Origin of the sequence: Saccharothrix sp. NPDC042600 (assembly GCF_040647305.1) — a bacterium.
GTDB lineage: Bacteria > Actinomycetota > Actinomycetes > Mycobacteriales > Pseudonocardiaceae > Actinosynnema > Actinosynnema mutabilis.
On record NZ_JBEZBW010000064.1, the window covers coordinates 21,298 to 46,955 of the forward strand.

Consider the following 25,658-nt stretch of genomic DNA (forward strand, 5'->3'; position numbering starts at 1 on the left):
ACCACCGGGGGTTCGGCGAGGGGCGCGGGCAGGCGAGGGGCGCGGGCGGGCGAGGGGCGCGGGCGGACGAGGCGTCGTCGCCCGGCGTGCGCGGGCGAGGCGTCGTCGCCCGGCGTGCGCGGGCGAGGCGTCGTCGCCCGGCGCGGGCGGGCGAGGCGTGGGTGGGCGTGGCGTGGTGGGCCGGCGCGGCTGGTGTCGCTCAAGGCCGCTTCGGCGTGGGTCGGTCAGGGGACGTCCGGGAGTTTCGGCCCGAGCAGGTCGTCCGCGTCGACGATCTTGTACGCGTACCCCTGCTCCGCCAGGAACCGCTGCCGGTGAGCCGCGTAATCGGTGTCCAGCGTGTCCCGCGACACCACCGAGTAGAAGTGCGCCTGCCGACCGTCCCCCTTCGGCCGCAACAGCCGGCCCAACCGCTGCGCCTCCTCCTGCCGCGACCCGAACGTGCCCGACACCTGCACCGCCACCGACGCCTCCGGGAGGTCGATGGAGAAGTTCGCCACCTTCGACACCACCAACGTCCTCAGCTCGCCCTTGCGGAAGGCGTCGAAGAGCGCCTCGCGCTCCTTGTTCTTCGTCGAACCCTGGATCACCGGGGCGTCCAAGGCCTCACCGAGGCTCTCCAACTGGTCCAGGTACGCGCCGATCACCAGCGTCGGCTCGTCCGGGTGCCGGTCGAGGATCGCGCGCACCACCGGCAGCTTCGTGCGCGCCGTGGAGCACAGCTTGTACCGCTCCTCCGCCTCGGCGGTCGCGTACTCCAGGCGCTCGTTGTCCGTCAGCGTCACCCGGACCTCCGTGCACTCCGCCGGCGCGATCCAGCCCTGCGCCTCGATGTCGCGCCACGGCACGTCGTAGCGCTTCGGCCCGATCAGGGAGAACACGTCACCCTCCTGACCGTCCTCGCGCACCAGGGTCGCCGTCAGCCCCAACCGCCGCCGCGACTGGAGGTCCGCGGTCATCCGGAACACCGGCGCCGGCAGCAGGTGGACCTCGTCGTAGACGATCAGGCCCCAGTCCCGGGAGTCGAACAGCTCCAGGTGCTTGTACTCGCCCTTCGACTTGCGGGTGATCACCTGGTAGGTCGCGATGGTGACCGGCCGGATCTCCTTGCGCTCGCCGGAGTACTCGCCGATCTCGTCCTCGGTCAGCGACGTCCGCGCGACCAGCTCCCGCTTCCACTGCCGCCCGGCCACGGTGTTGGTGACCAGGATCAACGTCGTCGCCCGCGCCTCGGCCATCGCCGCCGCGCCGACCAGGGTCTTGCCCGCCCCGCACGGCAGCACGACCACGCCCGAGCCGCCCGCCCAGAACGCCTGCGCCGCCAAGCGCTGGTAGTCGCGCAGCTGCCAGCCGTCCTCGACCAGCTCGATCGGGTGCGCCTCGCCGTCGACGTACCCGGCGAGGTCCTCGGCCGGCCAGCCGATCTTGAGCAGCAGCTGCTTGAGCCGCCCGCGCTCGCTCGGGTGCACGACCACCGTGTCGTCGTCGATGCGGTCGCCCAGCATCGGCTTGACCTTCTTGTGCCGCAGCACCTCCTCCAGCACCGCGCGGTCCAGCGACGACAGGACCAGGCCGTGCGCCGGGTGGTTGGCCAGCTGCAGCCGGCCGAACCGGCCCATCGTGTCCACCACGTCCACCAGCAGCGGCTGCGGCACGGGGTAGCGGGAGAACCGGACCAGCGCGTCCACCACCTGCTCGGCGTCGTGCCCGGCGGCCCGCGCGTTCCACAGGGCCAGCGGCGTGACGCGGTAGGTGTGGACGTGCTCGGGGGCGCGCTCCAGCTCGGCGAACGGCGCGATGGCGGTGCGCGCGTCGTCCGACAGCGGGTGGTCGACCTCCAGCAGCAGGGTCTTGTCCGACTGGACGATCAAAGGGCCGTCGGTCACGAGAGCGCACTCCTGTCGTTGGCGTACCTCCAGTGTTCCAACCGAGTGCAAGTCGATCGCGCCGGCGTGGCCGTTCGGTCACCCTCAGTGCACGGACTCGGTTTGATAAAGCCGTGAACACCCGGATGGGTGAGTCGCTAGCGTGCCAGACCTTCCCACCACGCCCCGACGCGTGGAATTTCGGGAACCCCCGATGTGAACGAAGGTCATCATGAGCACGGACGCGCCCGCGCCCAACCCGAACTACCCGCCGCCCCCGCAGCAGCCGCCGTTCCCGCCGCAGCAGGGCCCGATGCAGCAGGGCCCGATGCAGCAGGGCCCGATGCAGCCGGGTCCGATGCAGCCGGGTCCGGGGCAGCAGGTCCCGATGCAGCAGGGTCCGGTGAAGAAGAAGCCGAACGTCCTGGTGCGCATCCTCACCGCGGTCGCCGGCATCGCGGTGGCCATCGGTGTGACGTACGGCATCGGCTACTTCACCAGCGACGCCGCCCAGACCAAGGCCGGTGACTGCGCGAGCCTGACCGGCACGACCACCAAGCCGGAGTTCAAGACCGTCGCGTGCGGCGCGGCCGAGGCGAACTACACCGTCGCCAAGGTGCTCGGGGGCACGAAGGAGTCCTGCGGCGGCCAGTACTACGACGAGTACACCGAGACCGCCCGCCGCGGCCCGGACTCGAAGCTGTGCCTGATCCCGATCATGGCCGAGGGCAACTGCTACGAGCTGGAGGGCAGCTCGATGGGCTACCCGAAGGTCGACTGCTCGAAGTCGGGCGCCTACAAGCTGACCAAGAAGGCCGAGGGCGTCGAGGACGAGGCCGCCTGCACCGAGGGCGCGCCGCTGACCTTCCCGGAGCCGAAGCTCACCCTCTGCTTCACCCCCGCCGAGAACGCCTGATCCCGGCGGCGGTCGCCTGATCGCGGGGCCGGGTGCGCGTGCCGCTACCTTCTGGGGCGTCACGCGCACCCGTCCAGCGAGGATGACCATGAGCGACGAGCCGAAGCCCGAGGCACCAGGCGACCCCAAGCCGGACACCACGACCGGCGGTGCGACGCCCGCGGCCCCGGCCGGTGGCACGACCGGGGGCACGACTCCCGGCGGCGCCACGCCCGCCGCGCCCACGGGCGACACCAAGCCCCATGAAGGCGACACCAAGCCCCACGAGAGCGAGGCCGGGGCGGACCAGTCCGCCGGTTCCGGCCGTTACCTGATCACCCCGGACGAAGAGGACGACGCGCCCGCTCCCGCCCCCGCCGGCGGCGGTTCGAAGCGGAAGCTGCTGATCGGCGTGCTCGCCGTCGTCGTGCTGGCCGCGGTCGCCGTGGCCGGGTACTTCGTCGTCAGCGAGCGCGCCACCGCGGACGCCGGCGACTGCGTCAGCATCGGCCGCCAGGACGAGAACAACCGGGCCGACGTCAAGACCCTCGACTGCGACGACAACGCCGCCTCCTACAAGGTCGGCAAGGTGCTCGGCAAGTCCGACGAGGCCTGCCCCGAGGAGGGCCTCTACACCGAGGTCTCCCCGGCGGCGAGCGTCGGCGACGGCTACAAGCTGTGCCTGCTGCCCAACATGGCCAAGGGCGCCTGCTACAAGCCCGACGAGGGCACCGGGTTCGTGAAGACCGAGTGCACCGGCCCGGAGACGATCAAGGTCACCGACGTCATCGAGGGCGACATCGACCTGTCCCGCTGCCCGGACAGCGCCGGCATGTCCTACCCCGAGCCGAAGGTCACCTACTGCCTGGCTCCCGCGGAGCTGTGACCCCTTTGCGGTGAACCTCGTCAACCCGGCGGGCGGCCGTGCCGATGTCGTAGACCATGCGGAAGATCGGATGGGTCATCGGCGCGGTCGCCGTCGTGGCGGTCGGGGCGTACGCCTACGCGTTCGTGATGACCGGCAGCGACAACCGGCCCCGCCCGCAACCGGGTGAGTGCGCGCGCATCGAGGGCCGCCCCGAGTCGCCCACCTACCGGGCCGCGAGCTGCGCGGACGACCTGGCCAACGTGAAGGTCGCCAAGGTGGTGGACGCGCAGGCGGAGTGCCCGCGGGGTGGCGCGCAGTACACGCGGTTCACCGGGGCGACGACGTTGTGCCTGATCCCCAACTTCGTCGAGGGCGCGTGCTACGGCCGGGACGAGAAGGCGGGCCTGCGCAAGGTCGACTGCACCAACGCCCAGTCGGTCAAGGTCGTCAAGGTCGCGCACGGCACGCCGACGACGTGTGAGCCGAACCGCACGGTGGCCTACCCGGAGCCGTCGGTCACGTTCTGCCTGGCCAAGAACTCCCCCTGACGCTCGTCCGATCGGCGGCAGGTCGGCTGCGCCGGGAGATGCGCGGAATCCGCTGCGACGGGCGGGTCGGCGGCGGTACGTTCCGGCTCGCCCGAGCGTCGAGAGGAACCCGCGTGACCACGCCCCCGAACCCGCCGCCCCACGGCCCGCCACCGGGTGGCAACCCGCCCGGCTACCCGCCGTCCCAGCCGCAGGGCTTCCCCGCCCAGCCGGGTCAGCCGGGCTACCCGCCGCCGCCCGCCCAGCCGGGCTACCAGCAGCCGGGCTACCAGCAGCCGGGCCTCCCGCCGCCCTACCAGCCCCAGCCGGGCGCCGGCGGGTTCCCGGGCCAGCCCCAGCCGGGCGGCCACCCGGGCCAGTACCCCGGTCAGCCGGGCGGGTACCCCGGTCAGCCGGGTCAGTACCCGGGTCAGCCGGGCGCGTTCCCCGGGCAGCCCGGCTCGGGCGAGTTCCCGGCCCAGCCGGGCTTCGGGCCGCCCCAGCACCCGGGCCAGGCGCAGTTCCCGCCCCCGCCGGAGCAGAAGACCTCCACGGGCGCGAAGGTGCTGATCGCGGTGGTCGCCCTGGGCATCGTCGGCGTCGTGGTCGCGGGTCTGATCGCGAGCAAGGACAGCCCCGGCGGCGCGGAGGCGGGGGACTGCATCAAGGTCAACTCGGTGTCGGTCAGCGACGCCGACGTCGAGAAGATCGACTGCGGCTCGCCCGAGGCCGCCTTCAAGGTGGCCGTCAACCTCGACAGCAGCACCAAGGCGTGCCCGACCGGCGACTACTCCGAGTACCGCGACAGCGGCGGCCGGCGCAGCGACGGCTTCAAGCTGTGCCTGACGCTCAACGCCAAGGACGGCGACTGCTTCAAGCAGGAGGGCACGATAGTCGCGGGCAAAACCACCAAGGTGACCTGTGGTTCTTCGGCCACGCACAAGGTCACCAAGGTCTCCGGCACGGCCGACGAGAACCAGTGCAAGAGCGGCGACATCGTGTACGTCTACTCACAGCCCGCCACCACGATCTGCATGACCGAGACCAAATAGACACCGGGGCCTTCCGCGTGAACGCGGAAGGCCCCGGCGAATTCGGCCACTACGCGCGACCAGGCGGTCGCTCGGTGCTAGTTCGTGGTGCCCGGTGGCAGCAATCCCTGGACGTCCAGGCGACCCGGGAGCACGTCCTCGGTGTCCATCATGTCCGCGACGCGCTGGAGCCGGATCGGGTTGAGCGACAGCGGGAACGTGCCGACCGACACCAGGGCGGCGGTCTGCTGGTCCACGTCGACGTAGCCGGTCAGCGCGTCCTGCACGCCCAGCTTGTTGTTCGACGCGAGCTGCTGCGCCTCCCGGAGGACCTGCCGGAACAGGGCCAGCGTCTTGGGGTTGGCGTCGGCGAACTTCTTGCTCGACGCGTACCCGGACATGGGGAAGTCCTTGGTGGGGCCGACCGCGGTGTCGGTGACGATCCGCGCGCCGACGTCCTTCTGCGCCTTGGTGATGAACGGCTCGGTCATCCACGCGGCGTCGACCTGGCCCGCGCGCAGCGCGCTGACCATCTGGTCGAACGGCATCACGCGCAGGTTGATCCGCTGCTTCTCGATGCCCGCGGTGTCCAGCACGGCCTTGGTGGTCAGCGCGCCGATGTCCTTGTCGCTGTTCACGGCGATGCGCGGGGCCTCGAAGGCGGCCGGGTCGGTGTACTTCGAGTCGGTCGTGACCAGCGCCATCGTGTTGACGCCCGCCTGGTAGGCCTCGCCCTGCAGCTGCAGCTGGGTGCCCTCGGCGACCGTGCGGAACAGGTTCACGTGGCTGGCCCACGTGATGTCCAGCGTGGTGTCGAGCTGCTTGAGGCCCTCCTCCTCGCTGCTCAACGTGACGAGCTGCACGGACAGGCCGGCCTTCTCGAACAGCTTCTCGTTGGTCGCGAGCTTGAGCGGGGCCACGTCGACGACGGGCATCACACCGATGCGCAGTGTGTTGCGTTCCACTTCGGGTGTGTCGTTGCCGTCGGTCCCGGGCAACAGCCCACAGGCCGTCAGAGTCGCGGCACACGCGAACAACGCTGCCGCACGCCGGAGAACACGCGCTGGGGTTGGCATGGCACCTCTCGCCGCGACGACCTCTTGAGCCGGTCCAATTGATCAACTGAATTCTCGGCCGGAAACGCCGATGCGGGGGATGGTAACCACCCGGAGGTGTGAAACGACAGTCCCGGCAGATACGGTGAGTGCTTCCGGAGTCTTCCCCGGGCCAGGGGTTCGGCACTACGCTCACCGGCCGGGTGGCACAAGGTCCAAGTGGACCCCCGTGTCCCCGCGCAGGGCGGGGTGCCTAGCCGGCGCGACCGCCCCTGTGCTGCAATTCGGCCCGTTTTGCGAGTCCATGCTTCGGTCCGTGGGGAGAGGCCGGGGAACACTGCTGCCGGAAGAGGAAGCCCAGGGTGGCCCGACGAGAGAGAGGTCCCAGCCAGTCAGGCGTGGGGATTCCACCACGCTCCGATAGCCCCGGAACGGGTGACGGACTGGCTGCGTTGCGTGATGGAACTGTGACCGAGTCAACGGGCGCTGGGCCGAGCACCGACGTGCGGAAGAAGGACGCCGCCACCGCGGCGGGCTGGCGGCTGCGCAACTGGAAGCTGCCGACCAAGCTGGCCGCCGTGCTGCTCATCCCGACCGTCGCGGCGCTCGCGCTGGGCGGTCTGCGGGTGCAGGCCGACCTGGGGGACGCGACCGAGTTCAACCGGCTGGCCAACGAGATCCAGTTGGAGGCGGCGGTCGCCGACCTGGTCCAGCAGCTCCAGCGCGAACGCGACCTGAGCGCGAGCCACGTCGCCTCCGGCAAGTCGCTGGACCGCGTCGTGCTCGACCGGCAGCTGCGCCGCGTCAACGACACCTCCGACGCGCTCAAGACCAAGATCACCGAACTGAGCGGCGACCTCGACGACGACGTGGTCGCCCGGTTCCGCCGCGCCTCCGAGCAGCTGACCCGGCTCAACAGCCTGCGCAACGCCGTCCGGGACACCGCGTACCCGTCCGACGCCGTGCTGCGCACCTACTCCGAGTCCGTGGAAAGCCTCCTGGACCTCGGTGAACAGGCCATCGCCGGGATCAACAACCCGGAGCTGGTGCGGCTGCACCTGGCCACCAACGCGATCGCCCGCGTCAAGGAGCAGGAGTCGCGCAAGCGCGGCATCATGCTCGACGTGTTCCAGCGGGGGAACTTCGGCCCCGGCCAGGAACGCGCGCTGCTCGCCGCCAACGCCGAGCTGGACGCGGCCCGCAACGACTTCCGCAAGTCCGCGACGCCCGAGCAGGCCAAGATCTACGACGACACCGTCACCGGCCTGATCGTCGACACCGCGAACGACATGCAGGAGTCGGCGCTGAACCTGGCCGCCGCCGGCAAGAGCCTCGGCTCGCTGCGCCCGGAGAAGTGGGACATCGCGTCCACGCTGACCGTGAACCTCACCCGGGACGTCGAGAACCTGCTGCTCGAACAGCTGCAGAACCGCACCGACGAGCTGACCGGCGAGGCCCGCACCGCGGCGCTCTACGACTCGATCATCGTCCTCGGCGCGCTGCTGCTGGCGATCGTGATGGCCCTGTTCGTGGCCCGCTCGATCCTCAACCCGCTGCGCACCCTGCGCCGCACCGCCCTCGACGTCGCCGACCACGGCCTGCCGGACGCGGTCGCGAACATCCTCAAGGACCCGAACCCGCAGGAAGCCGCCAAGACGGCCATCGCGCCGGTGCCCATCACGACCCGCGAAGAGGTCGGCCAGGTGGCCCGGGCGTTCGACGCGGTGCACGGCGAAGCGGTCCGGCTGGCCGCCGAGCAGGCGCTGCTGCGCGACAACGTCAACGCGATGTTCGTCAACCTGTCCCGCCGCTCGCAGGCCCTGGTCGAGCGCCAGTTGAACCTGATCGACCGGCTGGAGCAGGACGAGCAGGACCCCGACCAGCTCGCCTCGCTGTTCGAGCTGGACCACCTCGCGACCCGCATGCGGCGCAACTCCGAGAACCTGCTGGTCCTCTCCGGCACGGACCTGTCCCGCCGGCTGACCCGCCCGGTCCCGGCCGCCGAGGTCCTGGGCGCCGCGGTGTCCGAGGTCGAGCAGTACGCCCGCGTGCAGGTCGGCCAGACCCCGGAGCTCACCGTCCAGGGCCGCGCGGTCAACGACCTCGTGCACCTCATCGCCGAGCTGCTGGACAACGCGACCGCGTTCTCCGACCCGGTGACGAAGGTGACCGTGCGCACGGCCCGCACCCGCAAGGGCGAGCTGGCCATCGAGATCCAGGACCGCGGCGTCGGCATGGCCGAGCAGGAGATCGCCGACGCCAACGAGCGCCTCGCCGACCCGCCCGAGGTCGACGTCGCCGTGTCCCGCCGCATGGGCCTGTACGTGGTCGCGCGGCTGGCCAAGCGGCACGACATCAAGGTCCGGCTGCGCGCCAACGAGGACATCGAGGGCGGCACCACCGCGCTCGTCGTGGTCCCCGACACCCTGGTGTCCTCGCCCGGCGCCGCCGCCGCGGCCCCGACCGTCTCGGCGTTCGGCGAACCCCCGGTGTCCGCCTTCGGCGAACCCCTCGGCGCCGGTTCTGGCTACACGCACCCGGCGGAGCGGGCCAGCGGCATCGCCGGCGCGTTCACCGCGAGCACGCCGCGCGTCGAGGACGAGCCGGCCTTCCCGGTCAGCTTCGTCCAAGGCGAGGGCGAGCCGGACGCGGCGGCCCTGCCGACCTTCGGCGAGGCCCCGGCCGAGACCTCCGGCGAGATCTCCCAGCCGTGGCTGCCGATGGCCGACGAGCACACCACGCGCGACGTCGACAACGAGCCGTCCGGCACCTTCGGCGAGCCCACGCTGTTCACCGCCTACTCCGACCGCCACGAGGACGAGGACGCCGACCAGCACGGGTTCGAGACCACCCAGTTCGCCCCGGCCATCGAGAGCCGCCTCGCGGGCGAACCGCTGGTGGACGCGTTCGCCGACCACCCCGGGCCCGCCCAGGCGGAGCCGGCGCAGGCGGAGTCGGCCCACGTGGAGCCGGCCCGGCGCAACGGCTCGACGCCGCACGCGCCGGAGGCCGCGCCCGCCGCGCCCAGCCGGGACGACCTGGACGCCCCGACCGAGCGGCTGCCGATCTACGAGGCGGTCCTCTCCCAGTGGTTCCAGGCCGTGGGCAGCGAGACCAACGCGGCCACCGCGCAGGACGTCCCGCCGGCCCCGGAGCGCGCCGTGGAGGCTCCGGAACCGCCGTCGGCCGCCCTGCCGACCCGCAAGCCCCAGCCCGTGCCCCCGGTCGCCCCGACCACGGAAGGCGGCCCGGCGCACCCGCCGGTCGCCCCCCGCGAGGTCGACCAGGGCCGGCCGTTCACCGAGGGCGGACTGCCCAAGCGGCAGCCCGGCTCGGCCGACCACCTGCCCAAGCGCGCCGCGGAGGTGCCCCGCGTGACCGAGCCCGAGCCGGTCGTCGAGCCCGAACCCGCCGCGGCGTCCGCCGAGTCGGTGTGGCAGTCGCCCGCCGACGAGGGCTGGCAGGCCGCCCAGGCCCTGCTCAGCAAGGCCCCCGAGACCACGACACAGGCAGGGTTGCCCAAGCGGGTGCCCAAGGCTCAGCTTGTGCCGGGATCCGCCGCACCGAGGACCACCCCGTCCGCGGAGCGGCAACCGCAGCAGCGGCCCCCGCTGCCCCCACGGAGCGCTGACGCGATCCGTGGACGCATGTCGAGTCTTCAGCAGGGCGTCCGTCGAGGGCGACACGCGTTGATCGACGCTTACGCTGGTGACATGTCGAGCCGGCAAGACGAGGAGCAGGAGTGACGACCGCAGCTCAGCCAGGCAGCTTTGGTTGGCTTATCACCGACTTCGTGCGCCGGGTTCCCGGTGTGGCACATTCCGTGGTCGTGTCGGCGGACGGGCTGCTGCTCGCCGGCTCCCAGGGACTCCCCCGGGACCGCGCCGAACAGCTCTCCGCCGTCGCGTCCGGACTGGTCAGCCTCACGGCCGGCGCGGCGCGGTGCTTCGAGGCCGGTGCCGTCAACCAGACCGTGGTCGAGATGGAGCGGGGGTACCTGTTCCTGATGTCCATCAGCGACGGCTCGTGCCTCGCCGTCCTCGCGGCCCCGAACTGTGACATCGGTCTCGTGGCCTACGAGATGACCCTCCTGGTCGAGCGCGTCGGCCAGCAGCTCACCCCGGAGCTGCGCGCGCAGCTCCAGGGCGTGGTTCGGCGGTAGTCCTCATGAGATCGTGGGGGTGAGCGGTAAATGGCTGAACGATCTGGCGCCGGCGGACGCCGCTTCGGTAGGAACTTCAACTACCAGGAGTGGGCGGTCGGTGGCTTCCAATTCGCTGAGCCGGATGCCGACCCCGCAGAGGACGAGGAAGCCGAGCACGCATCCAACCCGTGGACCGGTCGGACGGCCGAACCGCCACGGGGAGAAGGCACAGGGCAGGGGCTAGGCGATATGTCTCAGCGTGAGGTTGACGACTCGTCGTACGACTACGACGACGTTCCCAACCGGTTCGACATCGACGGGTACGGCAGCGGCCTGTTCGGAGGTCCGGGGGCCGACCTGTTCGGCGCCCACGGCCTGCCCGACAGCGTGCCGGAACAACTGCCCTACACGACCGGACCGCAGCCGGTCGTGCGACACGAGGAGGACCCCGCGGCCGAGTCCGGCTCGCTGGTCCGCCCGTACACCCGGACCGGCGGTCGCACGCGGCCGGACTACGACCTCGCCATCGAGGCGCTGGTGTCCACCAGCGAGCGGGGCATGGAGCGGGACGCGGCCGTGCTGCCGGAGCACCGGTCCATCTGCGGCCTGTGCACCGACACCCGCTCGGTGGCGGAGGTCGCCGCGCACCTGCGGCTCCCGCTGGGCGTGGTGCGGGTGTTGATCGGTGACATGGCGAGCATGGGTTTGGTTTTGATTCACCAGGGTGGCTTGGTCGTGGGGGACCGGCCGTCCATTGAATTCCTTGAGAGGGTGCTCAGTGGGCTTCGCAGGCTCTAGCCCCAACGCGGCCGAAGGCGCTCGCAAGCCGACGACTTCCGCGAAGATCGTGGTCGCCGGTGGTTTCGGTGTGGGCAAGACGACGTTCGTCGGTTCCGTGTCGGAGATCGTTCCGCTGACCACCGAAGCGGTGATGACGGAGGCCAGCGCGGGGGTTGACGACCTGTCGGCGACGCCGAACAAGGTCACGACGACCGTGGCGATGGACTTCGGCCGGGTGTCGTTGGACCAGGACCTGATCCTGTACCTGTTCGGTACGCCGGGTCAGCACCGGTTCTGGTTCATGTGGGACGACCTGGTGCGCGGTGCGATCGGGGCGATCGTGCTGGTGGACACGCGGCGGTTGGCGGACGCGTTCGCGTCGATCGACTTCTTCGACGACCGGCAGTTGCCGTACGTGGTGGGGGTGAACTGCTTCGACGGTTTGCTGCACCACCGGATCGAGGACGTGCGCGAGGCGTTGACGATCGACCAGTCGGTGCCGATAGTGACGTGTGACGCGCGGAACCGTCAGTCGACGAAGCAGACGTTGATCACGTTGGTGGAGCACGCGATGCGCCAGTGGATGTCGGTGCGCGCGGGCTGATCGCCCGGCTCGGCTTCGGGGGCGGCTTCGGCTCGGGGCCGCCCTTCGCGCTGCCCGGCGTCAGGCGGTGACGCCGCCCGATGGCCCCGCCCTTCGATGGCCCCGCTGGCCGGTGGCGCGGCGAAGGGCGGCCTCCGGGTCGGGGAGACCGCCCTTCGCGCGGCTTCAGGTCACCGGGCGCCGTCAGTCGATGTTCCAGATCCAGACCCAGCTGTCGCCGTCGTCGTCATCGTCGTGCCAGCCGTCGTCGTCCCAATCGTCGTCGTCGTCCCAGTCATCGCCGTGGTCCCAGTCGTGGTGGTGGCCGCCCCACGAGTCGTCATCGTCGTGGTGACCGCCCCACCAGCCGTGGTGGTTGTGGCATTCGTTGGACTGGCTGGCGCCATCGAAGATGATGCTGTTGACGATCTCGTTCGAGCAGTCGTCGCCGCCGCGGTCCGACGTTGCCGGGGACGCCGTCGCCGTGACCGCCGACAACACCAACGCGCCCGCCGTCGTCGCAGTCGCCAGCAGGACCTTTCGGATGATGGACATGCGCCACTCCTCCCGAGTTGGTTCGCGCATGGAACAAGTCGTCTCGAACGCTAGGTCACCGCGGCGGCACCGGCGGGTGGTCACGGGTACCCGTACGGGCATAACGCTGGGTGGCACGACGGCCCGCACCGGGGGGTCTCGTCGTGGGAGACCGCCCGGGCGGGACCGGCGAGCGGGGTGACGCCCGCCCCTGGTGCGGCCCTGTGTCGGACGTTCTTGCCGCACCACAGAAAGTAAAAGACCGCGGGAACCCCGTGGGGTGTTCAAACTCCCCGTTCGGGGATCACGCAGGGTCGTCCTCGACCAGAGCGGCCGAAGTGATGCGGTGCAACGGGAAGCGCCGGACCTCGCCGTAGCTGACGTCCACGCCCTCCAGCACGCCCCCGCCGACGACCTGCGGCTTGATCACCCGCCGCGCCGCGGTGCCGTGCCCGTCCACGAAGTCCACGAGCACGCCGCGCCCCTCCCGGGCCGCCCGCTGCAACAACTCCAGCGTCGCCGACGGGCCCGCGCCCAGGTGGCCCGGCACCGCGACCCGCGCCCCGCCCGTGGTCGCCGCCGCCCGGTCGCCGGCGCGCACCAGCCGCACCAGCTCGCCCAGCTGCTCGTCCGACGGGACCGACGGCACGGCCACGCGCCGCCTGCCCCGGCCCGGGATCCGCCGCCCCGCCGCGCGCAGGTCCAGCACCCGCCCGTCCGGCCCCTCGGCGGCGGGCGCGAACCCGGCGGCCCGCAGGCCGTCCACGACCTCCGCCAGCGGGTACGGGCTGACCAGCACCGTCGGCGCGATGCGGCGCAGCTCCAGCCGTTCCGCCGCCGGGTGCGCGACCACCTCGGCGACCAGCACGGGGTCGTCGCAGCGCAGGAACGACCCGGCCGCCCCGCCGCGCAGTCGCCCGTGCTTGCGGGCGGTGTCGTCGATCAGGTAGGTCAGCGACTGCGGCACCGGCGTCTTCGACTTGGCCCGGAACAGCTCGTGCAGCTCGGCGGCGGTCTTGCCGGCGTCGAACGCCCGCCGCACCGACCCCTCGTGCACCCGGTACACGGTCGCGCCGCCGGCCGACTCGACGTCCGCGACCAGCGCGACGTCCTCCGCCAGCTCCGGCTCCAACCGACCCGGCGCGACGACCGTCAGGTCCGCCTGCACCAGCACGTGGTCCACCGGCGGGGGCAGGGCGTCGCCCAGCCGCTTCGCCGCCGGGCCGGGGCCCTCGGACAGCAGCGTCCGGCCCTGCGCGGTCAACGCGCCCAGCGCCAGCACGCCCACGGCCGTGCCCTCGTCCACCGCCCACCGCACCAGCTCGTCGCGCAGCCGCCCACCGCGCCGGGGCGCGCGCCACGCCAGCACCGCGGCCAGCTCGGCCACGTCCGGCACGGCCGTGCCCGGCGGCAGGGCCGCGAGGGCGTCCAGGATCCGCCGCCGGTCGCGCGGCGCGCCCGGCCGGTTCAGCTCCGGGGCCAACGGGTTGAGCAGCCGGTCGCGGTCGTCGCGCTGCCCGATGAGCCCCGGCAGCCGGGGCAGGTCCAGCCACGCCTGCGCGAGCGTCGCCCACCGGTGCTCCGGCGCGGCGGTCAGCCACGAGTCGGCCTGCGTCGTCGGCACCCACTCCGGGTCGGCGCCCTCGCTGTCGGCCACCAGCCCGGCGTTGACCACCAGCTCCACCAGCAGCGCGGCCCGCCGCTCGTCCACGTCCAGGTCCTTGGCGACCCGCCGCAGCTCCCGCACGCCCACGCCGCCGGACCGCAGCACGGCGGGCGGTTCCTCCGACCACAGCCCGAGCAGCCCTTCGACGTGCCGGCACAGCTCCAGCGCCGCACCGCCGCCCGTGCTGTCCACGGTGGTCGGCACGCGCTCGACGGTGGTCAACGGCGGCTCGGCGGTCTGGACGTCGCCCAGCGGGCGGTCCCCGCGCACCTTGAGACCGATCTCACGCGGCAACTCGACGGTCAACGCGTCCCGCCGCACCAACAGGCCCCTGGCCAGCAGTTTCTGGATCGGCGTCGTGGCGTTGGCCAGCGACACGACGTGCGCGGCGTCCTTCGTCTGCCCCACCGGCGGCCCGGCCGCCAACGCGCCCAGCACCCGCCGCTCGTCCTCGCCCAGCACCCCGAGGTCGGCCTCGGCCAGCGACGGCACGGACCGCCCCAGCCCGCACGGGAACGGGTTGACCGCGTCCCGCGTGGCGGGCGGCGTGGACAGCGCGGAGAGCTCGCCCCACACCAGCGCCCGGTCCCGCAACAGCCGCACCGTCGGCCGGACGTCCACGTCGAACAACGCCGCGAGCTGGTCGAACGCGACGGGGTGCAGGTCGGCGTCCAGCACCAGCAGCGCCTCCAGGACGCTCAACGCCAGCGTGTCGAGGTCCTCGCAGGCCCGCGAGACCGACGCCCGCGACCCGATCCGGGTGGCGAGCACGGTGACGTCGGCCGGCGGCGGCGTGGCCAGGTCGGGTCGGGCGCGCAGCAGCGCCACGAGCGCGGAGTCGTCCTGCGCGCGCAGCCAGTCGGCGAGAGTGGTGCCGGACATCCCCACCACGGTATAGGGCCGCGCGCGCACGGGGAGCGGTGAGGCACACTTGTCCACGACCAGCAGCACCCCCGAGGAGGAACCGTGGCCAAGGCCCGCCCCGAGCGCATCGACCCGAACTGGCCGGAGCCGCCCGCGGACGGCAAGTACGCGGTGAGCGAACTGGCCAGCGACGTGCAGGGCGCCCTGTCCCCGTTCGGCAAGGTCACCTTCCCGCTCCCGGTGGAAGACCTGGGCTACCACCACCCGACCACCGAGATCAACCGCTGAGGCGCCGGCCCGCGAACCGCTCGGGAACGCCGCGCACCGCGCGGGTGAGCCGCCGACCACCGGCTCCCGGCCGCGCCCGCGCGGCGTTCCCGGCGCGTGGAGTCTCCCGGGCAGAGCGGGTCGAGCCGCAAGAGTTTCGTTAATCCGGTCGGACTACGCTGAACCCTCCGCTGAGCAGTGCTGTTCTGGGAGGTTCGATGCCGGTCCCCGGCCCTGGTTACTCGATCACCGTCCGCCTGGAGGCGCCGCCGTCGGCGAGCGCGGCGGGGGACCTGACCTCGGCCGTCGGGCGCGCCGGCGGGGTCATCACCGCGTTCGACGTCGTCGAGTCGCACAACGACCGCGTCATCATCGACCTCACCTGCAACGCGCTGTCGGCCAACCACGCCAAGGACATCACCGACACCCTCGGGCTGCTGCCCGGGATCGTGGTCCGCAAGGTGTCCGACCGGACGTTCCTGGTCCACCTCGGCGGCAAGATCGAGATCTCCTCCAAGGTCCCGCTGCGCAACCGCGACGACCTCTCCCGCGCCTACACCCCCGGCGTCGCCCGGGTCTGCCAGGCCATCGCCGAGAACCCCGACGACGCCCGCCGCCTCACGATCAAGCGCAACACGGTCGCCGTCGTCACCGACGGGTCCGCCGTGCTGGGCCTGGGCAACCTCGGCCCGGCCGCCGCGCTGCCGGTCATGGAGGGCAAGGCCGCGCTGTTCAAGAAGTTCGCCGGCGTCGACGCGTGGCCGGTGTGCCTGGACACCCAGGACACCGAGGAGATCATCCGCGCGGTCGAGCTGATCGCCCCCGTCTACGGCGGCATCAACCTGGAGGACATCGCCGCCCCGCGCTGCTTCGAGATCGAGGCCCGGCTGCGGGAGAAGCTGGACATCCCGGTCTTCCACGACGACCAGCACGGGACCGCCATCGTCGTCGTCGGTGCGCTGCGCAACGCGCTGCGCGTGGTCGGCAAGAAGCTGTCCGACTGCAAGGTCGTGGTCTGCGGCGTCGGCGCGGCCGGGTCCGCGATCATCCGACTGCTGCTCAAGCAGCGGCCCGGCGACATCGTCGCGGTCGACGTGGACGGCATCGTGCACCGCGACCGGCCGGGCCTGGACGACAACCTGAAGTCCATCGCGGCCGTCACCAACAAGGACAACACGTCCGGCCGCCTGCACGACGCCCTGGTCGGCGCGGACGTGTTCATCGGCGTGTCCGCCCCGAACCTGTTCGGCGCGGACCAGGTCGCCACCATGAACCCCGACGCCATCGTGTTCGCGCTGGCCAACCCGGACCCGGAGATCGACCCGATGGAGGCGCAGAAGCACGCCGCCGTCGTCGCCACCGGCCGCAGCGACTTCCCCAACCAGATCAACAACGTCCTGGCGTTCCCGGGCGTCTTCCGGGGCCTGCTGGACGCGCACGCCCGCACCATCACCGACGCGATGCTGCTGGCCGCCGCGACCGCCATCGCGGACGTGGTCGACGGGGAGAAGTTGAACGCCTCGTTCATCGTGCCGAGCGTGTTCGACGCGTCCGTGGCGCCCGCCGTCGCCGAAGCCGTCCGGAAGGCGGCGGTCGAACAGGCCTAGCATCGGCCGCATGACCAAGCAGTTCACCCACCTGGACTCCAGCGGCGCGGCGCACATGGTGGACGTCTCCGGCAAGGAGCCGACCACCCGCACGGCGGTCGCCTCCGGTGTCCTGCGCACGACCGACGAGGTGGTGGCGCTGCTGGGCGGCGACGCCCTGCCGAAGGGCGACGCGCTGGCCACGGCGCGCATCGCGGGCATCATGGCGGCCAAGCGGACGTGGGAGCTGGTGCCGCTGTGCCACCCCATCGCGCTGTCCAAGGTGTCCGTGGACCTGCGGCTGGGCGACGCGGCCGTGCACATCACGGCCACCGTGCGCACCACCGACCGGACCGGCGTGGAGATGGAGGCCCTGACGGCGGTGTCCGTCGCCGGGCTGACCCTGCACGACATGGTCAAGTCGGTGGACCCGGCGGCGACGCTGGACGCGGTCCGGGTGGAGCGCAAGGAAGGCGGCAAGACCGGCCTGTGGGAGCGCCCGTGAGGACCGCGCGCGTGGTGACCGCGTCCAACCGGGCCTCCGCCGGGGTCTACGCGGACCGGGGCGGGCCGATCATCGTGGCGTGGCTGCGCGAACGCGGCTTCGAGACGCCCGACGCCACCGTGGTGCCCGACGGCGAGCCGGTGGCCGACGCCCTGCGCGCGGCCGTCGCCGCGGGCGTGTCGGTGGTCGTCACGACCGGCGGCACGGGCATCAGCCCCACCGACCGGACCCCGGAGGCGACTCGGTCCGTGCTGGACTTCGAGGTGCCCGGTGTGGCGGACGCCATCCGCATGTCAGGCTGGCCTCGCGTGCCCACGGCCGTGCTGTCGCGCGGCGTGGCGGGCGTCGCCGGGCGGACGTTCGTGGTGAACCTGCCCGGCTCGACCGGCGGGGTGCGCGACGGGTTGGACGTGCTCGGCACGCTGCTGGAGCACGCGGTGGACCAGGTGGCCGGAGGTGACCACGCATGACCGAGGTGCTGCGGGCGACCGTCAGCGACCAGCCGCTGTCGGTGGAGGAGCACGCGAAGCTGGTGGAGAACGCGGGCGCGGGCGCGGTGGTGACGTTCTCCGGCGTGGTCCGCGACCACGACCACGGCCGGACCGTGCGCGAGCTGGAGTACGTGGGGCACCCGACCGCCGGCGACGTGGTGGCCGAGGTCGTCGCCGACGTGGTCGCGAAGTTCGAGGGCGTGCGCGCGGTGGCCGTGTCGCACCGGGTGGGCGAACTGCGCATCGGGGACGTCGCGCTGGCGTGCGCCGTGTCGGCGGAGCACCGGGGCGAGGCGTTCGCGGTGTGCTCCGAGCTGGTCGACGAGGTGAAGCGGCGGCTGCCGGTGTGGAAGCGGCAGGTGTTCGCCGACGGCACCGACGAGTGGGTCAACTGCCCCTGAGCAGCACGAAAAGGGGCGTTGTGCACGAGCACAACGCCCCTTTCACGTTCCCGTGGCGTCTTTACGGGTCCAGCTCCCGCGCCACCGCGCGGACCACGTCGGCGATCAGCTTGGTGTTCTTGCGGTCGGGGTAGCGCCCCCGCCGCAGCTCCGGCTGGACCTTCAGCTCCAGCAGCTTGATCATGTCCTCGACCAGGCCGTGCAGCTCCTCCGCGGGGCGCCGCCGGGCCTCGGCCACCGAGGGCGTCGGGTCGATCAGGCGCACCGACAGGGCCTGCGGGCCGCGCCGGCCCTCGGCCATGCCGAACTCGATGCGCTGTCCGGCCTTGAGGCCCTCGACGCCCGGGGGCAGCGCGGACTTCCGCACGTACACGTCCTCGCCCCCGTCTTGGGTGACGAAGCCGAAGCCCTTCTCCGAGTCGTACCACTTGACCTTGCCGGTCGGCACCGCGCTCACCAATCCTCGATCAACCACACGACGAACGCGCCCCAGGCGTGCCCGAGGCGCGTCCCACCAGACTATCCAGAACACCACCGCCGGGGCACCTCCGATCGCGCGACTACGCTCACCCCATGCCGACCTCGAAGCTGATGCCGCTGGCAGTGGCGCTGTTCGCGCTGGGTGTCGTGGCGATCGTCGCGATGTTCGTCGCGGGCGAGCCCGGGTTGCCCGGCTGGGTGTTCGCGGCGGGCTGGCTGCTCGCGCCCGCCGGGCTCGCGCTCGGCGTGTTCAGCGCGGTGCGGAACTCCCGCTCCCGAGGCTGACGGCGTTCTCGCGCAGCCAGTCCGGGAACTCCGCCAGCGAGGCGAGGACGACGTCCGCGCCCTCGTCCGCCAGCTCCTGCCGCGAGCAGGGCCCGCTGACCACGCCGACCGCCGTCGCGCCCGCGGCCTTCGCGCCCCGCATGTCGCCGACGTGGTCGCCCACGTAGACGGCCGCCCGGTGCAGCTTGAGCGCCTCCGCCTTGCCCGCCGCCCACAGCTCGCCGAACAGGTGGTCCACCTCCCAGCCGAGCGCGGCCAGGTGCAGCGCGGCGTTGGCCCGGTACTTGCCGGTCACGACGATCGTCGTGCCACCCAGCTCCCGCACGGCCGCAAGCGCTTGCGCCGCGCCGGGCAGGGCGACCGTGGCGGGGATGACGATCTCCGGGTACAGCGCCCGGAACCGCGCGACCAGCGCCGGGACCTCGTCCTCGGGCACGCCGAAGTCGCGGTAGACCATGTCCAGGGGCGGCCCGAGGTTGGCCGCGAAGCGCTCGCCGTCCAGCGCGTGCCCGGACTCGGCGCCGACGGCGTTCATGACGGCCGCCATGCCGGGCCGGGGATCGATGAGCGTCATGTCGAGGTCGAAGCCCACGGTCAACGGCACACCCGGAACTCTACGGTCTTTACAAAACCCGGCTCTGTGTAAAGCTTTGCGCCGTGACCGACCTCACCCGGACGCTGCTGGACGCGGCGGCGGACCTGCTCGCGGCCCACGGCTCGCGCGGCCTGCGGATGGTGGACGTGGCCACCAGGGCGGGCGTGAGCAGGCAGACCGTCTACAACGAGTTCGGCAACAAGGAGGCCCTGGTCCGGGCGGTGGCCCTGGACAAGACGGCCCACTTCCTGGCCGGCGTGCACGACCAGCTCGCCGCCGCGGCGGACCCGCTGGAGGGCCTGCGCGCCGCCGTGGAGTTCGTCCTGGACCAGGCGGCCCGCGACCCGCTGGCCCACTCCGTCTTCAGCGGCGCGAACGCGGAGGACATGCTCCCGTTCATCACCACCCGCGGCCACGAGATCCTCAGCGCGGCGGCCGAGGTGTTCGCGGCGCACGTGGCCGCGCACTGGCCGGACGTCCCCGAGGACCACCGGGCCCTGGTCGCCCAGGCCACCGTGCGGCTGGTGGTCAGCCACCTGTTGACCCCGGCGGGCGACGCGGCGGCGATGGTCGTGGCGGTGGCGCGGGCGCTGCTCACCTGACCGCCGGCTCGGGCAGGATGGTGGGGTGCGGATCATCCTGAACCTGATCTGGCTGGTGCTCAGCGGCTTCTGGCTGGCGATCGGGTACGTCCTGACCGGGATCGTGTGCTGCGTCCTGATCATCACCATCCCGTGGGGGCTGGCGGCGTTCCGGATCGCCAACTACGCGCTCTGGCCGTTCGGGCGGCAGGTGGTGGACCGGGCCGACGCGGGCGCGCCGTCGCTGCTCGGCAACGTCATCTGGATCGTCGTCGCCGGGATCTGGCTGGCCATCGGGCACGTGGTGACCGGCGTGCTGCTCTGCGTCACGATCATCGGCATCCCGCTCGGCGTCGCGAACTTCAAGATGGTCCCCGTGTCGCTGATGCCGCTGGGCAAGGTCATCGTCCCGGCGTAGCCGAGTCCAGGCGGACCACCAGGCACGGGCCGCCGCTGTAGAGGCCCGCGTCCACGGCCAGCACGCGGTCGTCGGCGTAACGCAGCGGGCCGTCGATCTCCTCCGGCGACACGCCGAGCTGGTCGGCGATGACGCTGTGCCCGTGGACGACCTCGCGCCCGCCCAACACCTCCAGCAGCTCGGCGGCGACGTCGCCGCCCTCCGGGCCGCGGAACGCGTAGCGGGTGGTCATCTTGCGCCAGCACTCCCACCACGCCTCCAGGTCCGAGCCCTCCAGGACCTCCCGCACGGCCGCGTTGACCTGCTCGATCGTGGTGCCCCACTCCAGGTAGGCGAGCGTGTCGGAGTGCATCAACAGGTGCTCGTCGACCAGCCGCAGCACCGGCCGGCTGGTCAGCCAGTCGATGTGCCGGTCGGTCAGCCGGTCCTGGTCGCTGCGCAGGCCGCCGTTGAGCAGCCAGCTGCGGGCGAAGCTGCGCGGGGTGGGGGCGTTGGGCACGTGGGTGTCGCCGAAGCGGTGCATGCCCAGGAGCAGGATCTCGTGGTTGCCGATGAGGGCGTCGACGCGCCCCTCGGACTGCTCGGACAGCTTCATGACGAACTCGATGACCCCGATGCCGTCCGGCCCGCGGTCGACGAAGTCGCCCAGGAACCACAGCTCCGCGTCGCCGCCGGTCCAGTCGCCCCCGGCGTCCACGAGCTGCTGGGCGTGCAGGGCGCGGGTCAGCTCGGCGAGGTGCCCGTGCACGTCGCCGACGACGAAGAGCGGTCTGTCCACACCAGCGACGATAAGCGACGATCCGGTGCGACGCGTAGAAGTGGATCACCGCGGGGCCGGATGCGGACGTCGCACTGGGCCGTGCGGCCTCCCCCACCGGGGTGAAGTCCGCGCGTTCCGCGTGACGGAACCCGCCCGTGGGCATTCTCACCGGCATGAGGGAGCACCTGGAACGGGTCGCGGTCGTGCTGGACGAGGTCATGGCGGAGACCGCCGCGACCGGGGCGCTGACGCCGTGGGAGCACGTCGACTGGCTGCGGCTGCACGCCGACCTGCTGGACCGCCTCGGCGCGGCGGCCGGCCCGGCCAGTGCGGTGTCCGGGCGCGGCGAACTGGTCCGCGACCAGGCCGAACGGCTGGCGGACCGGCTCAACGGACTGCCCGGCGCGGACCTGCCCCGCACCACCGGCGCGCCCGGCGGACGGCCGGCGCTCGTGCGGGTCACCGCCGGCGACGAGCCGTTCGAGCGCCTGGTCGTCGCCGGCGACCTGGACGTGGTCCGGGTCGAGCCCGAGGCCTAGTCCTCGTCGGGGAACGGGTTCGCCGAGTGGCCGACCAGCTCGGCGATCGACTTCACCACCCGCGTCGGCCGGTACGGGTACCGCTCCGCCGTGGAGTCCGCCGAGATGCCGGTCAGCACGAGGATGGTCCGCAGCCCCGCCTCCAGGCCGGACCGGACGTCGGTGTCCATCCGGTCGCCGATCATCAGCGTGTTCGCCGAGTGCGCGCCCAGCGCGCGCAGCGCCGACCGCATCATCAACGGGTTGGGCTTGCCCACGTAGTAAGGCTCGCGCCCGGTCGCCCGCTCGATCAGCGCGGCGATCGACCCGGTCGCGGGCAGCGAGCCCTCGCGGGACGGGCCGGTCGCGTCCGGGTTGGTCGCGATGAACTTCGCGCCCTCCTCGACCAGGCGGATCGCCTTGGTGATGGCGGTGAAGCTGTACGTGCGGGTCTCGCCGAGGACGACGTAGTCCGGGTCGCGGTCGGTCAGCACGTACCCGATCTCGTGCAGCGCCGTGGTCAGGCCCGCCTCGCCGATGACGAACGCCGACCCGCCGGGCCGCTGCGAGTCCAGGAACCGCGCGGTGGCCAGCGCGGAGGTCCAGATCGCGGTCTCCGGCACCTCCAGCCCGGTGCGGGCCAGGCGGGCGCGCAGGTCGCGCGGCGTGTAGATCGAGTTGTTCGTGAGCACGAGGAACGGGATGCCGTTCGCGGTCAGTTCCGCCACGAACTCGCTCGACCCGGGGATCGGGTGCTCCTCGTGCACGAGCACGCCGTCCATGTCCATCAGGTAGTTCCACTGCTCGGCCATGCGGGTCATGCTGCCGGCTCAGACGTCGACGACGCGCCTGCGGAACGTTTCGATCAGCACCCGGTGGTAGCGGTCGAGGACCTCGCGCTCGTCCGGTGTGAACTGCGCGAGAACTTCGCGCAACGTCTCGCGCGCGCCCTCGAACAGCCCGGCGTCGGCGACGACCACCTCGACCAGCACCTTGCGCCGGTCGTGCGGGTCGCGCACGCGGCGCACGTACCCGGCCTTCTCCAGCCGGTCGATCACGCCGGTGACCGCGCCGGTGGAGAGCCCCGACAGCTCGGCGATGCGGCCCGCGGTGACCGGTCCCTCGGCGCGAACGGCCAGGTCCAGGCACTTCTCGTCGGTCGGCGACAGGCCCATCCGCTCGGCCAGGCGGGTGTGGAACAGGACGGTGAGGGCGCTGGACTCCCGCGCGTACCCGGCGAACCGCTCCAGCACGTCCGCGGGCGGGTCCTGCTCGCTCGTCATGTCAAGCAATTTAGCCGCCGGCCGGCCGGGGTTGGGATGGTCCTCCAACGCCTCCCACCGTGCTGTGTCGGATTTGTAGCGGTACCCACAAGTGGCAGCCCATTACCCTGGTAGGGGTGACGGCAGTCGAGCTGGGACTACCCATCGTGCGCGGCACCCCGGACGTGGCCGACCGGCCCGACTCCCCGCTGCTGGTCGACCGGTTCGGGCGGGTCGCCACCGACCTGCGCGTGTCGCTGACCGACCGCTGCAACCTGCGCTGCACCTACTGCATGCCCGCCGAGGGCCTGGACTGGCTGCCCAAGCGGGAGCTGCTCTCCGACGCCGAGCTGGTGCGGCTGATCGGCGTCGCGGTGACCCGCCTGGGCGTCACCAACATCCGCTTCACCGGCGGCGAGCCGCTGCTGCGGCCGGGCCTGGAGGACGTGATCGCGGCCACCGCCGCCCTGGACCCGCGGCCGAGGATCTCGATGACCACCAACGGCCTGAGCCTGGCCCGCCGCGCCGCCGGCCTGGTGCGCGCCGGCCTCGACCGGGTGAACGTCTCGCTGGACACCCTCGACCCGGCCCGCTTCCGCGCGCTGACCCGCCGCGACCGGCTGGACGACGTGTTCGCGGGCCTGGCCGCCGCGCGGGACGCCGGGATGGCCCCGGTGAAGGTTAACGCGGTGCTGATGCGCGGGGTGAACGAGGACGAGGCCGTGCCGCTGCTGCGGTACTGCCTGGAGCACGGCTACCAGCTCCGGTTCATCGAGCAGATGCCGCTGGACCCCCAGCACGGCTGGAACCGCGACGACATGGTGACCGCCGAGGAGATCCTGGCGGCGCTGCGCACGGCGTTCGACCTCACGCCCGAGCCGGGCGAGCGGGGCGGCGCGCCGGCGGAGCGGTGGCTGGTGGACGGCGGCCCGGCCGCGGTGGGCGTGATCGCGTCGGTGACCAGGCCGTTCTGCGCGGCCTGCGACCGGACCCGGCTGACCGCCGACGGCCAGGTGCGCAACTGCCTGTTCAGCCAGTCCGAGACCGACCTGCGGGCGCTGCTGCGCGCCGGCGCGACCGACGAGGAGATCGCGCGCCGGTGGCGGGCGAACTCGTGGGCGAAGGCGGCCGGCCACGGCATCAACGAGGCCGGCTTCCACCAGCCGGACCGTCCCATGAGCGCCATCGGAGGCTGAAGTTGGTCGAGTTGACGGTCCGGTACTTCGCGGGCGCGCGCGCCGCCTCGGGCACCCCGGACGAGAACCTCGCCCTGCCCGCCGGGGCGACCGTGGCCACCGCGCTGACGGCGATCGAGACCCGGCACGACGAGAGGCTCGCCCGGGTCCTCAAGGCGTGCAGCTTCCTCCTCGACGGCGTCGCGGTCCGCGACCACGCCACCCCCATCCCGGCCGGCGCCCGGTTGGACGTCCTCCCGCCCTTCGCGGGGGGCTGACCCGGGCGGCGGATCGACGTGATCCATGCCTCACCGAGGGTGATCGATCTCGGCGGATCTCGGATTGGAAACGGGACGATAACGACGCTCTGACCAGTGTAAACGACAGGGTCGACGGATCACCTGAGTTCGTTACAGTGATGTGGATCACGTCCCAGATCGTTTTACCTCGCTCCGGCGGTTACGTACGGTCGCTCGTTGGTTGGCCCCGACCGACCAAGAGCACCACCCGGGACGCCGCACACCGAACCCCGTCCAACGGCTCCCGGCACCAACCCCGAGCGAGAGAAATCCGCCGGACGGGGGACCGATCGGCCACGAGGGGAACCCGAGCCCCGGCCGGTCGAGCAGGTGTGGGTGGGCAGAGAGGCACATGGCTTCGTACCGAGGCAAGCACCGCCCGACCACCAGCGCCGCCGCCCGCACCGTCGCGAAGGTCGCCGTCGCCGGCGTCATCGTCGGCGCCCCGCTGAGCCTGGCGGCCGGCACGGCGAACGCGCAGAGCGTGGACTGGGACGTGGTGGCGGCGTGCGAGAGCGGCGGCGACTGGAGCATCAACACCGGCAACGGCTACTACGGCGGGCTGCAGTTCCTGCCCAGCACGTGGCGCGCCAACGGTGGCCAGGGCATGCCCCACGAGGCGTCGCGCGAGGAGCAGATCCGCGTGGCCGAGAACGTCCTGCAGACCCAGGGCATCAACGCCTGGCCGGTCTGCGGCCCGAAGGGCCTGGGCGGCGCAGCCGCACCGGCCCCGAAGCGCACCACCCCGGCCCCGGCCCAGCCCCGCAAGCAGACGGCGCCGGTCCAGCAGCAGCAGACCGCGCCGGTCCAGCAGGCGGCCCCGGTGACGGTGGCCCTGCCGTCGACCAACCCGAACGGCGACTACGAGATCAAGCCGGGCGACAGCCTGTCGAAGATCGCGGAGGAGCTGAAGGTCGAAGGCGGCTGGGCGAAGCTGCACGAGCTGAACAAGCAGTACATCCCGAACGCGGACCTGATCCTGCCGGGCCACAAGATCGCGACGAAGTAAAACCCCCCAGACCGCACGGGCCGTCCCCCGACCCGTGCACAAACCAGGGGCCTCTGCCGACCTCCCCCACGGCAGGGGCCCCTGTCACATCTCACGCGCCCAAACGCGCACTTCCCGAAGGGCTCCCAAGCCCAAGGAAGGGCCTCGGTTCGTTCCCCGTACGGCCTGGGCGCAGCCCAACCGCGCTTTGGGGTTCTTGGCAACCAGCTTTTCC

General features: G+C 72.2%; 29 protein-coding genes. 20 read left to right on the forward strand and 9 right to left on the reverse strand.

Going from position 1 to position 25,658, the window contains the following annotated elements:
• Positions 1 to 224: 224 nt before the first annotated feature.
• Complete coding sequence (locus AB0A74_RS29475; protein WP_358254470.1) at positions 225 to 1,886, reverse strand: DNA repair helicase XPB; 1,662 nt, start codon at positions 1,884 to 1,886, stop codon at positions 225 to 227.
• 211 nt (positions 1,887 to 2,097) lie between these two features.
• Between AB0A74_RS29475 and AB0A74_RS29480 the strand changes: the two genes are divergently transcribed.
• The 4 genes from AB0A74_RS29480 to AB0A74_RS29495 all read left to right on the forward strand — a co-directional run bounded on the left by AB0A74_RS29480 (position 2,098) and on the right by AB0A74_RS29495 (position 5,207).
• Entirely contained in the window at positions 2,098 to 2,781 is a 684-nt protein-coding gene (locus tag AB0A74_RS29480; protein ID WP_358254472.1) for a hypothetical protein, read from the forward strand.
• Between the two features lie 88 nt (positions 2,782 to 2,869).
• On the forward strand, positions 2,870 to 3,646 hold the full coding sequence (locus AB0A74_RS29485) for a hypothetical protein (protein WP_358254474.1): 777 nt from the start codon (positions 2,870 to 2,872) through the stop codon (positions 3,644 to 3,646).
• A gap of 56 nt (positions 3,647 to 3,702) precedes the next feature.
• The gene (locus AB0A74_RS29490) at positions 3,703 to 4,176 is read left to right on the forward strand and encodes a hypothetical protein (RefSeq protein WP_358254476.1); all 474 of its coding nucleotides are present in this window, start codon (positions 3,703 to 3,705) and stop codon (positions 4,174 to 4,176) included.
• A 113-nt stretch (positions 4,177 to 4,289) separates the two neighbouring features.
• The gene (locus tag AB0A74_RS29495) at positions 4,290 to 5,207 is read left to right on the forward strand and encodes a hypothetical protein (RefSeq protein ID WP_358254478.1); all 918 of its coding nucleotides are present in this window, start codon (positions 4,290 to 4,292) and stop codon (positions 5,205 to 5,207) included.
• 77 nt (positions 5,208 to 5,284) lie between these two features.
• Here AB0A74_RS29495 and AB0A74_RS29500 read toward each other — a convergent pair whose 3' ends face one another.
• A complete protein-coding gene (locus tag AB0A74_RS29500; RefSeq protein WP_358254480.1) occupies positions 5,285 to 6,151 on the reverse strand; it encodes an ABC transporter substrate-binding protein in 867 nt (288 codons plus the stop codon).
• A gap of 557 nt (positions 6,152 to 6,708) precedes the next feature.
• Here AB0A74_RS29500 and AB0A74_RS29505 point away from each other — a divergent pair.
• From AB0A74_RS29505 to AB0A74_RS29520, 4 genes are read left to right on the forward strand one after another with little or no spacing between them, the layout of a single operon-like run.
• Entirely contained in the window at positions 6,709 to 9,987 is a 3,279-nt protein-coding gene (locus tag AB0A74_RS29505; RefSeq protein WP_358254482.1) for a nitrate- and nitrite sensing domain-containing protein, read from the forward strand.
• Positions 9,984 to 10,403 (forward strand): roadblock/LC7 domain-containing protein, encoded by a 420-nt coding sequence (locus AB0A74_RS29510; RefSeq protein WP_189221129.1) that lies wholly within the window; start codon positions 9,984 to 9,986, stop codon positions 10,401 to 10,403. Before AB0A74_RS29505 ends, AB0A74_RS29510 begins: the two co-directional genes overlap by 4 nt.
• Before the next feature lie 30 nt (positions 10,404 to 10,433).
• Positions 10,434 to 11,183 carry a DUF742 domain-containing protein gene (locus tag AB0A74_RS29515; RefSeq protein WP_358254484.1) on the forward strand — a complete coding sequence of 250 codons (750 nt, stop codon included), beginning with the start codon at positions 10,434 to 10,436 and terminating at the stop codon, positions 11,181 to 11,183.
• Positions 11,164 to 11,769, forward strand: coding sequence for an ATP/GTP-binding protein (locus tag AB0A74_RS29520; RefSeq protein WP_033432210.1), 606 nt, complete (start codon positions 11,164 to 11,166; stop codon positions 11,767 to 11,769). Before AB0A74_RS29515 ends, AB0A74_RS29520 begins: the two co-directional genes overlap by 20 nt.
• Before the next feature lie 183 nt (positions 11,770 to 11,952).
• On the opposite strand, the gene AB0A74_RS29525 is transcribed toward AB0A74_RS29520, so the two are convergent.
• Together AB0A74_RS29525 and AB0A74_RS29530 are read right to left on the reverse strand one after the other, a co-directional pair.
• Positions 11,953 to 12,303, reverse strand: a complete 351-nt coding sequence (locus AB0A74_RS29525) for a hypothetical protein (RefSeq protein ID WP_358254485.1) — start codon at positions 12,301 to 12,303, stop codon at positions 11,953 to 11,955.
• Positions 12,304 to 12,586: 283 nt separating this feature from the next.
• Positions 12,587 to 14,830: a helicase-associated domain-containing protein gene (locus tag AB0A74_RS29530; RefSeq protein WP_358254487.1), complete on the reverse strand. Its 2,244-nt coding sequence runs from the start codon at positions 14,828 to 14,830 to the stop codon at positions 12,587 to 12,589.
• Positions 14,831 to 14,914: 84 nt separating this feature from the next.
• Between AB0A74_RS29530 and AB0A74_RS29535 the strand changes: the two genes are divergently transcribed.
• From AB0A74_RS29535 to AB0A74_RS29555, 5 genes are all read left to right on the forward strand, one after another.
• Complete coding sequence (locus tag AB0A74_RS29535; protein ID WP_343932859.1) at positions 14,915 to 15,100, forward strand: hypothetical protein; 186 nt, start codon at positions 14,915 to 14,917, stop codon at positions 15,098 to 15,100.
• Between the two features lie 197 nt (positions 15,101 to 15,297).
• Positions 15,298 to 16,686, forward strand: a complete 1,389-nt coding sequence (locus AB0A74_RS29540) for an NAD-dependent malic enzyme (RefSeq protein ID WP_358254489.1) — start codon at positions 15,298 to 15,300, stop codon at positions 16,684 to 16,686.
• A gap of 10 nt (positions 16,687 to 16,696) precedes the next feature.
• Positions 16,697 to 17,170: a cyclic pyranopterin monophosphate synthase MoaC gene (gene moaC, locus AB0A74_RS29545; protein WP_358254491.1), complete on the forward strand. Its 474-nt coding sequence runs from the start codon at positions 16,697 to 16,699 to the stop codon at positions 17,168 to 17,170.
• Positions 17,167 to 17,640, forward strand: a complete 474-nt coding sequence (locus AB0A74_RS29550) for a MogA/MoaB family molybdenum cofactor biosynthesis protein (protein ID WP_358254493.1) — start codon at positions 17,167 to 17,169, stop codon at positions 17,638 to 17,640. Before moaC ends, AB0A74_RS29550 begins: the two co-directional genes overlap by 4 nt.
• Positions 17,637 to 18,062: a molybdenum cofactor biosynthesis protein MoaE gene (locus tag AB0A74_RS29555; RefSeq protein WP_358254495.1), complete on the forward strand. Its 426-nt coding sequence runs from the start codon at positions 17,637 to 17,639 to the stop codon at positions 18,060 to 18,062. Before AB0A74_RS29550 ends, AB0A74_RS29555 begins: the two co-directional genes overlap by 4 nt.
• Before the next feature lie 61 nt (positions 18,063 to 18,123).
• On the opposite strand, the gene AB0A74_RS29560 is transcribed toward AB0A74_RS29555, so the two are convergent.
• Positions 18,124 to 18,510, reverse strand: coding sequence for a cold-shock protein (locus tag AB0A74_RS29560; protein WP_343932965.1), 387 nt, complete (start codon positions 18,508 to 18,510; stop codon positions 18,124 to 18,126).
• 125 nt (positions 18,511 to 18,635) lie between these two features.
• Here AB0A74_RS29560 and AB0A74_RS29565 point away from each other — a divergent pair, with 125 nt between their 5' ends.
• The gene (locus AB0A74_RS29565; protein ID WP_358254497.1) at positions 18,636 to 18,827 is read left to right on the forward strand and encodes a hypothetical protein; all 192 of its coding nucleotides are present in this window, start codon (positions 18,636 to 18,638) and stop codon (positions 18,825 to 18,827) included.
• On the opposite strand, the gene AB0A74_RS29570 is transcribed toward AB0A74_RS29565, so the two are convergent.
• On the reverse strand, positions 18,793 to 19,431 hold the full coding sequence (locus AB0A74_RS29570; RefSeq protein ID WP_358254499.1) for an HAD family hydrolase: 639 nt from the start codon (positions 19,429 to 19,431) through the stop codon (positions 18,793 to 18,795). The two genes, AB0A74_RS29565 and AB0A74_RS29570, sit on opposite strands and share 35 nt — an antisense overlap.
• A 53-nt stretch (positions 19,432 to 19,484) precedes the next feature.
• Here AB0A74_RS29570 and AB0A74_RS29575 point away from each other — a divergent pair, with 53 nt between their 5' ends.
• Together AB0A74_RS29575 and AB0A74_RS29580 are read left to right on the forward strand one after the other, a co-directional pair.
• On the forward strand, positions 19,485 to 20,024 hold the full coding sequence (locus tag AB0A74_RS29575) for a TetR family transcriptional regulator (protein ID WP_358254500.1): 540 nt from the start codon (positions 19,485 to 19,487) through the stop codon (positions 20,022 to 20,024).
• Between the two features lie 25 nt (positions 20,025 to 20,049).
• Positions 20,050 to 20,421, forward strand: a complete 372-nt coding sequence (locus AB0A74_RS29580; RefSeq protein WP_358254502.1) for a YccF domain-containing protein — start codon at positions 20,050 to 20,052, stop codon at positions 20,419 to 20,421.
• On the opposite strand, the gene AB0A74_RS29585 is transcribed toward AB0A74_RS29580, so the two are convergent.
• Positions 20,405 to 21,199: a metallophosphoesterase gene (locus AB0A74_RS29585; RefSeq protein ID WP_358254504.1), complete on the reverse strand. Its 795-nt coding sequence runs from the start codon at positions 21,197 to 21,199 to the stop codon at positions 20,405 to 20,407. The two genes, AB0A74_RS29580 and AB0A74_RS29585, sit on opposite strands and share 17 nt — an antisense overlap.
• A gap of 155 nt (positions 21,200 to 21,354) precedes the next feature.
• Here AB0A74_RS29585 and AB0A74_RS29590 point away from each other — a divergent pair, with 155 nt between their 5' ends.
• On the forward strand, positions 21,355 to 21,720 hold the full coding sequence (locus AB0A74_RS29590; RefSeq protein ID WP_358254506.1) for a hypothetical protein: 366 nt from the start codon (positions 21,355 to 21,357) through the stop codon (positions 21,718 to 21,720).
• Here AB0A74_RS29590 and AB0A74_RS29595 read toward each other — a convergent pair.
• Both AB0A74_RS29595 and AB0A74_RS29600 read right to left on the reverse strand, forming a co-directional pair.
• On the reverse strand, positions 21,717 to 22,520 hold the full coding sequence (locus tag AB0A74_RS29595) for an HAD-IIA family hydrolase (RefSeq protein ID WP_343932850.1): 804 nt from the start codon (positions 22,518 to 22,520) through the stop codon (positions 21,717 to 21,719). The two genes, AB0A74_RS29590 and AB0A74_RS29595, sit on opposite strands and share 4 nt — an antisense overlap.
• 9 nt (positions 22,521 to 22,529) lie before the next feature.
• A complete protein-coding gene (locus AB0A74_RS29600; RefSeq protein WP_343932849.1) occupies positions 22,530 to 22,982 on the reverse strand; it encodes a MarR family transcriptional regulator in 453 nt (150 codons plus the stop codon).
• Between the two features lie 116 nt (positions 22,983 to 23,098).
• Between AB0A74_RS29600 and moaA the strand changes: the two genes are divergently transcribed.
• The 3 genes from moaA (at position 23,099) to AB0A74_RS29615 (ending at position 25,444) form a co-directional block, all read left to right on the forward strand.
• Positions 23,099 to 24,157: a GTP 3',8-cyclase MoaA gene (gene moaA, locus AB0A74_RS29605; protein WP_358254508.1), complete on the forward strand. Its 1,059-nt coding sequence runs from the start codon at positions 23,099 to 23,101 to the stop codon at positions 24,155 to 24,157.
• Between the two features lie 2 nt (positions 24,158 to 24,159).
• Entirely contained in the window at positions 24,160 to 24,414 is a 255-nt protein-coding gene (locus AB0A74_RS29610; RefSeq protein WP_358254510.1) for a MoaD/ThiS family protein, read from the forward strand.
• A gap of 373 nt (positions 24,415 to 24,787) precedes the next feature.
• Entirely contained in the window at positions 24,788 to 25,444 is a 657-nt protein-coding gene (locus tag AB0A74_RS29615; RefSeq protein ID WP_358254512.1) for a transglycosylase family protein, read from the forward strand.
• Positions 25,445 to 25,658 lie beyond the last annotated feature (214 nt).

Coding starts and splice junctions, on each gene's coding strand:
- AB0A74_RS29600 (WP_343932849.1), bottom strand. CDS start 22,982: ATGACGAGCGAGCAGGACCCGCCCGCGGACGTGCTGGAGCGGTTCGCC.
- moaC (WP_358254491.1), top strand. CDS start 16,697: ATGACCAAGCAGTTCACCCACCTGGACTCCAGCGGCGCGGCGCACATG.
- AB0A74_RS29565 (WP_358254497.1), top strand. CDS start 18,636: ATGCCGACCTCGAAGCTGATGCCGCTGGCAGTGGCGCTGTTCGCGCTG.
- AB0A74_RS29590 (WP_358254506.1), top strand. CDS start 21,355: ATGAGGGAGCACCTGGAACGGGTCGCGGTCGTGCTGGACGAGGTCATG.
- AB0A74_RS29615 (WP_358254512.1), top strand. CDS start 24,788: ATGGCTTCGTACCGAGGCAAGCACCGCCCGACCACCAGCGCCGCCGCC.
- AB0A74_RS29485 (WP_358254474.1), top strand. CDS start 2,870: ATGAGCGACGAGCCGAAGCCCGAGGCACCAGGCGACCCCAAGCCGGAC.
- AB0A74_RS29595 (WP_343932850.1), bottom strand. CDS start 22,520: ATGACCCGCATGGCCGAGCAGTGGAACTACCTGATGGACATGGACGGC.
- AB0A74_RS29525 (WP_358254485.1), bottom strand. CDS start 12,303: ATGTCCATCATCCGAAAGGTCCTGCTGGCGACTGCGACGACGGCGGGC.
- AB0A74_RS29515 (WP_358254484.1), top strand. CDS start 10,434: ATGGCTGAACGATCTGGCGCCGGCGGACGCCGCTTCGGTAGGAACTTC.
- AB0A74_RS29530 (WP_358254487.1), bottom strand. CDS start 14,830: ATGTCCGGCACCACTCTCGCCGACTGGCTGCGCGCGCAGGACGACTCC.
- AB0A74_RS29555 (WP_358254495.1), top strand. CDS start 17,637: ATGACCGAGGTGCTGCGGGCGACCGTCAGCGACCAGCCGCTGTCGGTG.
- AB0A74_RS29490 (WP_358254476.1), top strand. CDS start 3,703: ATGCGGAAGATCGGATGGGTCATCGGCGCGGTCGCCGTCGTGGCGGTC.
- AB0A74_RS29540 (WP_358254489.1), top strand. CDS start 15,298: ATGCCGGTCCCCGGCCCTGGTTACTCGATCACCGTCCGCCTGGAGGCG.
- AB0A74_RS29480 (WP_358254472.1), top strand. CDS start 2,098: ATGAGCACGGACGCGCCCGCGCCCAACCCGAACTACCCGCCGCCCCCG.